Origin of the sequence: Vitreimonas sp. (genome assembly GCF_036392335.1) — a bacterium.
Taxonomy (GTDB): domain Bacteria; phylum Pseudomonadota; class Alphaproteobacteria; order Caulobacterales; family Aquidulcibacteraceae; genus Vitreimonas.
Genome location: NZ_DASVYD010000073.1, coordinates 21,342 through 27,926, shown reverse-complemented (window position 1 = coordinate 27,926; position 6,585 = coordinate 21,342). Strand labels below are relative to the sequence as shown.

Genomic DNA, 6,585 nt, shown 5'->3' with positions numbered 1-6,585 from the left:
GCTCAGCGCCTTTCCACCATCATCGTGCGTCGGAGCGCCCCTCACCCCCCGATGCGCGGCCGCAAGGGAGAGGGTTTCGGTGTTCAAAAATCGCCCCCGCAACAAGCCAACAAAACCAAGCTTCTCCACACGCACATCGCCGATTTGTGCATCGTTCACTTGATCCAAATTTACCAAAAACTAACCATCCCCGCCGACCGTCCGGCGTTCGGAAACGGATTAAGTGAAGAGGGGCCAGAATATGCCCGCGCGTTTGGTTTCAGTGATCAACATGAAGGGCGGCGTGGGCAAATCCACGACGACGGTTTCGCTCGCTGAAACGCTTGCTCTGCACCAGCGCCGCCGCGTGCTGGTGATCGATCTCGATCCGCAAACCAACGCCTCGATCATGGTCGCCGGTCCTGAAAAGTGGAACGCGATGCGCGAGGCCGAGCGCACGCTCGATTTCTATTTTGAATCCTACATCGTTCAGCAGCGCCCAAAGCCGTTCAAGCAATTGATCGAGCTCAAGGTCAGCGACCTCAAAGGCAAGCCGGACGTTTCGCTCTGCGCCTCGGCGCCGGAATTCCGCATCGTCGAACGCGACATGATCGAAAGCTTCGTCAAGCGCGGCTTCCAGATCGATCAAATCCAAAAATGGATTTGCGAGCGCTTCGCCAACGGCATCAAGAACGTCGTCAACGAATACGATTACATTCTGATCGATTGCCCGCCCGGGATCTCGCTCTTCGCCGAAGCGGCGTTGATCGCGGCCGATGCGATCCTGGTGCCGTCGATCCCCGATTACGTGTCGCGACTGGGCTTGATCACGTTCCGCAAGCGCGCGCTGCGCCTGATCAATGAGCGTCGCGGCGGCCCGTCGCAACTCATGGTGCTCGCCACGAAATATGACGAAACCTTCTCGCTGCACCGCTCGGAAGCCTCGCTGCTGAAGGACAATCTCGGCGAAGCGATGTTCGATGTGCGCATCCCGCAGCACGTCGATATCGCCAAGGCCGCTGAATGGTCGGAAACGCCGCGCACGTTTGAACAAAAGTACGGCGCGATGGCGCCAATCGTCGCCAAGCTCGGCGAGGAATTCGTCTCCAAAGTGGAAGTCGCGCAGGCCCTATGAGTCTGAACAGGACGCTCGATCGCTTCTTCGATGAAATTCGCCGCGAGGCGAAGCGCAACCCCGATTTCGCCAACCGCCTAGACGCGGTCCTCCAACGCCACGATTCCCGCCGCGACGTGCCCGACGACGTGCTCGATGACGTAGCGCCGGAGCAAACTCCTCCCCCGCAAGCGGGGGAGGTCCGAGCGAAGCGAGGGGAGGGGGAAAGTCCCTCGAAGCGTCGCGCGCCGCCCCCTCAGTCGGCTGCGCCGACAGCTCCCCCGCGCGCGGGGGAGCAAAAAAAGGCCCCCGCCATCAACCCCGCTGGCCTCTACAAGCGCGAAGGCGAAGACGCGCTCCGCAAAGCGCTCGACGGCCAAGAACTCACCGCGCTCCGCGCCCTCGTTGCCGAGCACAATCTCGACCCCAGCGGCGTCACGCCCTCGCTCACCCGCGACGAACTCGCCGCCCACATCCTCGCCCAAGCCAAACGCCGCGCCGAGCGTGACGAGAAGATGTTCGACTACTGAACTCCAACTCCAAGCGGGGGAGGTCCGGAGCGGAGCGACGGGGAGGGGGAAAGTCCGCCCAACGCTTGCGCTACGTCGCCCCCTCAGTCATCGCGCTTCGCGCGCTGACAGCTCCCCCGTAAACGGGTGAGCAGTTAAGCGCACAATCCCCGACCAACCGGTCCATCCCCGCGCGGCCTTATGTCTTGTCTCCCCTGCCGCATGGGGACAGGGTGACGCGCGCGGAAATCCTGGCTAACAACCCCCTCGCCATGTTCGATAAAATCCTGATCGCCAATCGCGGCGAGGTCGCCGTCCGCATCATCCGCACCGCCCGCCGCATGGGCATCAAAACCGTTGTGGTCTATTCCGAGGCCGACCGCGATAGCCTCGCCGTCGATATGGCCGACGAGTCCGTGTTCATCGGCCCCGCGCCCGCCGCGCAGTCCTATCTGGTGATCGACAAGATCGTCGACGCCGCCAAACAAACCGGCGCGCAAGCGATCCACCCCGGATTCGGCTTCCTCTCCGAGAAAGCCGAGTTCGCCGATCGTCTGCTCGCGGAGAAGATCACCTTCATCGGCCCGAACCCGAACGCGATCCGCGCGATGGGTGACAAGATTGAATCGAAGAAGAGCGCGCAAGCCGCGGGCGTCTCTTGCGTGCCCGGCTTCATCGGCGAAATCGAAGGCGTCGATCACGCCGTGCAGATCTCCGAAGAGATCGGCTATCCGGTGATGATCAAGGCGAGCGCCGGCGGCGGCGGCAAAGGCATCCGCGTCGCCTACAATCGCAAAGAGGTCGAAGAAGGCTTCCCGGCCGTGCGCGCCGAAGCCAAGGGCGCGTTCGGCGACGACCGCATCTTCATCGAAAAATTCGTGACCGCGCCGCGCCACATCGAAATCCAAGTGATGGGCGACAAGCACGGCAACGTCATCCATCTGTTCGAGCGCGAATGCTCGATCCAGCGCCGCAATCAGAAAGTCATCGAAGAAGCGCCGTCGCCGCTGCTCGATGAAAAAACGCGCAACGCCATGGGCGAACAAGCCGTCGCACTCGCGCGCGCCGTGAATTACGACAGCGCCGGCACCGTCGAGTTCGTCGCCTCAGGCGCCGACAAGAGCTTCTATTTCCTCGAGATGAACACGCGTCTCCAAGTGGAGCACCCGGTCTCGGAAATGATCACCGGGCTCGACCTGGTCGAGCAAATGATCCGCGTCGCCGCTGGCGAGAAGCTTGCGATCAAGCAGAAGGATTTGAAGATCAAAGGTTGGGCGATCGAAAGCCGTATCTACGCCGAAGATCCGTACCGCAACTTCCTGCCGTCGATCGGCCGCTTGCGCACCTACACCACGCCCGCTGAAGGCAAGAGCGGTGATCTCACGCTGCGCAATGAAACTGGCGTCCGCGAGGGCGACGAGATTTCCATGTTCTACGATCCGATGATCGCCAAGCTCGTCACGCACGGGCCGACGCGCATCGCCGCGATCGACGCGCAAGCCCGCGCGCTCGATCAATTCCTGATCGAAGGCATCGCCGACAACATCCCGTTCCTCGGCGCTGTGATGGAAGAGGCTGAATTCCGCTCCGGCGACATCACCACCGCTTACATCAAGAAGCATTTCCCCGAAGGCTTCGAAGGCGTGCCGCCGACGAAGGATCAGGAAAAGCTGCTATTGAGCGTCGCCGCCTACGCGCGCGCCTTCACCGCCAAGCGCGCCGCCCAAACCAGCGGGCAAGCCAATGGCGCGCATGCCCGCCGCGATTGGGTCGTGATCCTCGACAAGCAACACCACGCCGCCGACGTCGCCCTCGATGAGAAGGGCGCCACGATCACGCTTGACGGCAAAGCCTATCGCCTCGACACCGACGCCCGCCCCGGCGCGCGCATCATCCAGGGCGCGTTCGACGGCAAGCCGTTCGCCGTAAAGATCAAGTCGGAGCCGCAGGGGTATCAGCTGCGCCATCGCGGCATCACCGCGCGCGCCATTGTCGCCAGCCCCCGCGCCGCCGAGCTCTACAAGAAGATCCCGGAAAAGCAGAAGGCCGACACCTCCAAGCTCATCGTCTCGCCCATGCCCGGCCTCGTCATCTCGATCGACGTGAAGCCCGGCCAAGAGGTGAAGGCGGGCGAGGGCGTGGCCATCGTCGAAGCCATGAAGATGCAAAACATCATCCGCGCCGAACGCGACGGCGTGATCGCCAAAGTCAACGTCGCCGCCGGCGCCAGCGTGGCGGCCGACGAGGTGATGATTGAGCTTGAGTAAAAAGGCCGCGCTCATCGCGCGGCCTTCGCATTCCCTCGTGCGTGAGCGGTCTTACGCCGCCTTCTTCTTTGTCGAATAATCGATGATCGCGAGCGCCAGATAGGCGAGGCCGACGGAGGCGAGGATGATCGCCGGCACGGCCATGCCGCGCACCACGTCGCCGTCATGATCGTAGCCTTCGATCACGAAGCCCGCGCCGAGGAAGCCGCCCGCCAACGCCAAGAGCACCACCGCATTGCCCAGGCTCTTGCGGGCGCGGTTGCCTTCTTCGAGCATGTTCTGCGTCAGCTGCGAGACGAGCGCGGGATCGAGCGATTGGCCGCGCTCCATGGCGCGGGAAACCAGTTCATGCGCCGAGCGCTTGGTGCGCTCCTTGGCCAGCACCGGCACCAGAATGATCGCCGCCAAGAACCCAAAAAACACAAACGGCACAAAGATATCCGCATCCATCGTCGCATCTCCATAGTCGGGGACTGCCGCCCCATTGCTGACATAGATGCGGGTTGCTCGCGGTTTGGACGCAAGGTGCTGGAGAAAAACTCCTCCCCCGCTTGCGGGGGAGGTCCGAGCGAAAGCGAGGGGAGGGGGAAAGTCCGTCAGAAGTGCGCGCGTCTCGCCCCCTCAGTCGCTACGCGACTGCTCCCCCGTAAACGGGGGAGCATCAAAGCACCCAAAACAAAAAGGCGCGCCGGAGAGCGCGCCTTGGAGTGTGCTTTACAGGGGTAATTCCAGAGACCTAGGCCCGCACCGCCACCCGATCGGCCGGAGGCCGTTGTTTCGGTGGCGACGCACGCTTCGGCATCGGCACGACAACGCCATCGTAGCGCGCGAACCATTCATCAGCGCTCAAGCGCTTGGCGGTTTGATCGGCGGGCTGCTTCTTCATGGCGTCATCTCCGATATGACGCCTAACGCTCTCTCACATCGCATGCACGCGCAATTAGCACTCGCGCACTAGATCGGAGGCGCAGTGTGTTCTGTTTGCCCGAACACATTCTCAAACGATGCGCGCAACGCGGCGTCCGCATCGTGCATGCTGATCGGCAAACCAAGATCGACCAAACTCGTCACGCCAAATTCTGGCGCGTTGATTCCGCACGGCGTGATGCCGGAGAAATGTTCGAGATCGGGTTCGACATTAAGCGCGACGCCATGAAAGCTGATCCACTTGCGCAAGCGCACGCCGATTGCAGCAATCTTGTCCTCGCGCTGCCAGCCAGGCCCTTTGCGTTCCACCCACACGCCGACGCGGCCGTCGCGAATCTCGCCTTTGATATTGAAGCGATCGAGCGCGCCGATAATCCAGCGCTCGAGATCGGCGACGAATCGCGTGACGTCGCGCCCGCGTTCACGCAGGTCGAGCATCACATAGGCCACGCGCTGGCCCGGCCCATGATAGGTGAATTGGCCGCCGCGTCCCGTCTTGAATACAGGGAATCGATCCGGCGCCAGCAGGTCGTCGGCTTTCGCGCTGACGCCGGCGGTGTAGAGCGGGGGATGCTCCAACAGCCACACCAGCTCGCCAGCCTCGCCCGCCGCGATCGCCGCCGCGCGCGCTTCCATGGCCGCGACCGCCGCCTCGTAGTCCACGAGCCCCGGCGACATCGCCCAGCCGATCCGTTTCGCCGCGTCGTTCACGTCCAAGCAACCCTTTCCGGTTCGACTAGAGCAGAATCAAATGGGAATCGCCTGTGCCTGAGAAAACCCAAGTCCACCACGTCGACATCGAACTCGCGGTCGTGCTCGGCCGCTCCAAGATGCCGATGCACCATCTCCTGAAGATGGGCCGGGGCGCGGTCATCCCGCTCGACACCAAGGAATCCGACCAGCTCTGGATTCTCGCGAACGGCCACCCGATTGCACGCGGCGAAATTACAATCCAAGGTGATCGTCTCTGTATCACGGTCACCGAGCCAGCCGACGTGCACGAGTTCAACGCGGCCGCCTGATCGCCCGAGTTCACCCCGTTTCCTCAAATGGGGGTGTTTCTTTTCTTACGATTCTGTTCATGTGCGCTTCAGGCGTGGGACGCCATAGTCCAATCGTTCTACGGCGCGTCTGAGCCTTGGGCGCGCCGCCTACCGGGGAAAACCACATGTCGCCAATCGCTCGCACACTCGCTGCCGTCGCTGCGTTCGCCACCGTCGCCACCGGCGCGGCCTTCGCTCAGAATTACGGCCTGAACCCGCTCTACGGCACGGTGAACCTCAGCGCCGGCTTCACCCCCGATCCGTATGTGGTCAACGTCACGTCGGGCGGTACGCGCAACGCCGCCAATGTCAGTCCGTCCTGCCGCGGCTCGATCGCCGATGCGCCGGACTTCCGCGTCAATTACCGGGCCGGCTCCTACCCGCTCATCATTTCGGTCGCCTCCGGCGCCGACACCACCTTGGTCGTCAACGGTCCCGACGGCTCCTGGTATTGCGATGACGATGGCGGCGTAAACGGCCTCAACCCGTCGCTCCGTTTCGGCTCGCCGATGTCCGGCCAATATGACATCTGGGTCGGCGATTACGGCGGCGGCAACAACGCGGCCCAGCTGGTCATTTCCGAGGTCTCCAGCCAGTAACTCGGCTGTCTCGGTCGGGTAGGGCCAAGGCCCGCGCCCGAAGCTGAAAAGGAAAGGGCCGGAGCCTCGCTCCGGCCCTTGTTCGTTCGGGGCGGGTCTGCTACGGCCACGCCCTCACGGCGGAGGGCCTCAGGCCCGCCGCCCCAA

Annotated in this window: 9 protein-coding genes; 6 read left to right on the top strand and 3 right to left on the bottom strand. The window is 63.0% G+C overall.

All coding sequences use genetic code 11. The annotated features are described in order from the left end of the window. The 4 genes from VF769_RS17490 to VF769_RS17475 all read left to right on the top strand — a co-directional run. The coding region (locus tag VF769_RS17490; protein ID WP_331009715.1) for a hypothetical protein at positions 1–318 on the top strand (318 nt) is incomplete at its 5' end. Then, a complete protein-coding gene (locus tag VF769_RS17485; protein ID WP_135213401.1) occupies positions 242–1,114 on the top strand; it encodes a ParA family protein in 873 nt (290 codons plus the stop codon). The genes VF769_RS17490 and VF769_RS17485, both read left to right, overlap by 77 nt. Continuing rightward, positions 1,111–1,623 carry a hypothetical protein gene (locus VF769_RS17480; protein ID WP_331009714.1) on the top strand — a complete coding sequence of 171 codons (513 nt, stop codon included), beginning with the start codon at positions 1,111–1,113 and terminating at the stop codon, positions 1,621–1,623. Before VF769_RS17485 ends, VF769_RS17480 begins: the two co-directional genes overlap by 4 nt. 251 nt (positions 1,624–1,874) lie before the next feature. Beyond that, complete coding sequence (locus tag VF769_RS17475) at positions 1,875–3,869, top strand: acetyl/propionyl/methylcrotonyl-CoA carboxylase subunit alpha (protein WP_349258164.1); 1,995 nt, start codon at positions 1,875–1,877, stop codon at positions 3,867–3,869. A 51-nt stretch (positions 3,870–3,920) separates the two neighbouring features. On the opposite strand, the gene VF769_RS17470 is transcribed toward VF769_RS17475, so the two are convergent. From VF769_RS17470 to lipB, 3 genes are all read right to left on the bottom strand, one after another. Continuing rightward, positions 3,921–4,319, bottom strand: a complete 399-nt coding sequence (locus tag VF769_RS17470; protein WP_331009712.1) for a hypothetical protein — start codon at positions 4,317–4,319, stop codon at positions 3,921–3,923. 286 nt (positions 4,320–4,605) lie between these two features. Further along, the gene (locus tag VF769_RS17465) at positions 4,606–4,755 is read right to left on the bottom strand and encodes a hypothetical protein (RefSeq protein WP_331009711.1); all 150 of its coding nucleotides are present in this window, start codon (positions 4,753–4,755) and stop codon (positions 4,606–4,608) included. Positions 4,756–4,823: 68 nt separating this feature from the next. Continuing rightward, entirely contained in the window at positions 4,824–5,513 is a 690-nt protein-coding gene (lipB, locus tag VF769_RS17460) for a lipoyl(octanoyl) transferase LipB (protein WP_349258163.1), read from the bottom strand. 47 nt (positions 5,514–5,560) lie between these two features. Between lipB and VF769_RS17455 the strand changes: the two genes are divergently transcribed. Together VF769_RS17455 and VF769_RS17450 are read left to right on the top strand one after the other, a co-directional pair. After that, entirely contained in the window at positions 5,561–5,818 is a 258-nt protein-coding gene (locus VF769_RS17455) for a FliM/FliN family flagellar motor switch protein (protein ID WP_331009710.1), read from the top strand. Positions 5,819–5,964: 146 nt separating this feature from the next. Further along, entirely contained in the window at positions 5,965–6,438 is a 474-nt protein-coding gene (locus tag VF769_RS17450; protein WP_331009709.1) for a peptidase S1, read from the top strand. The last annotated feature ends 147 nt before the right edge of the window (positions 6,439–6,585 follow it).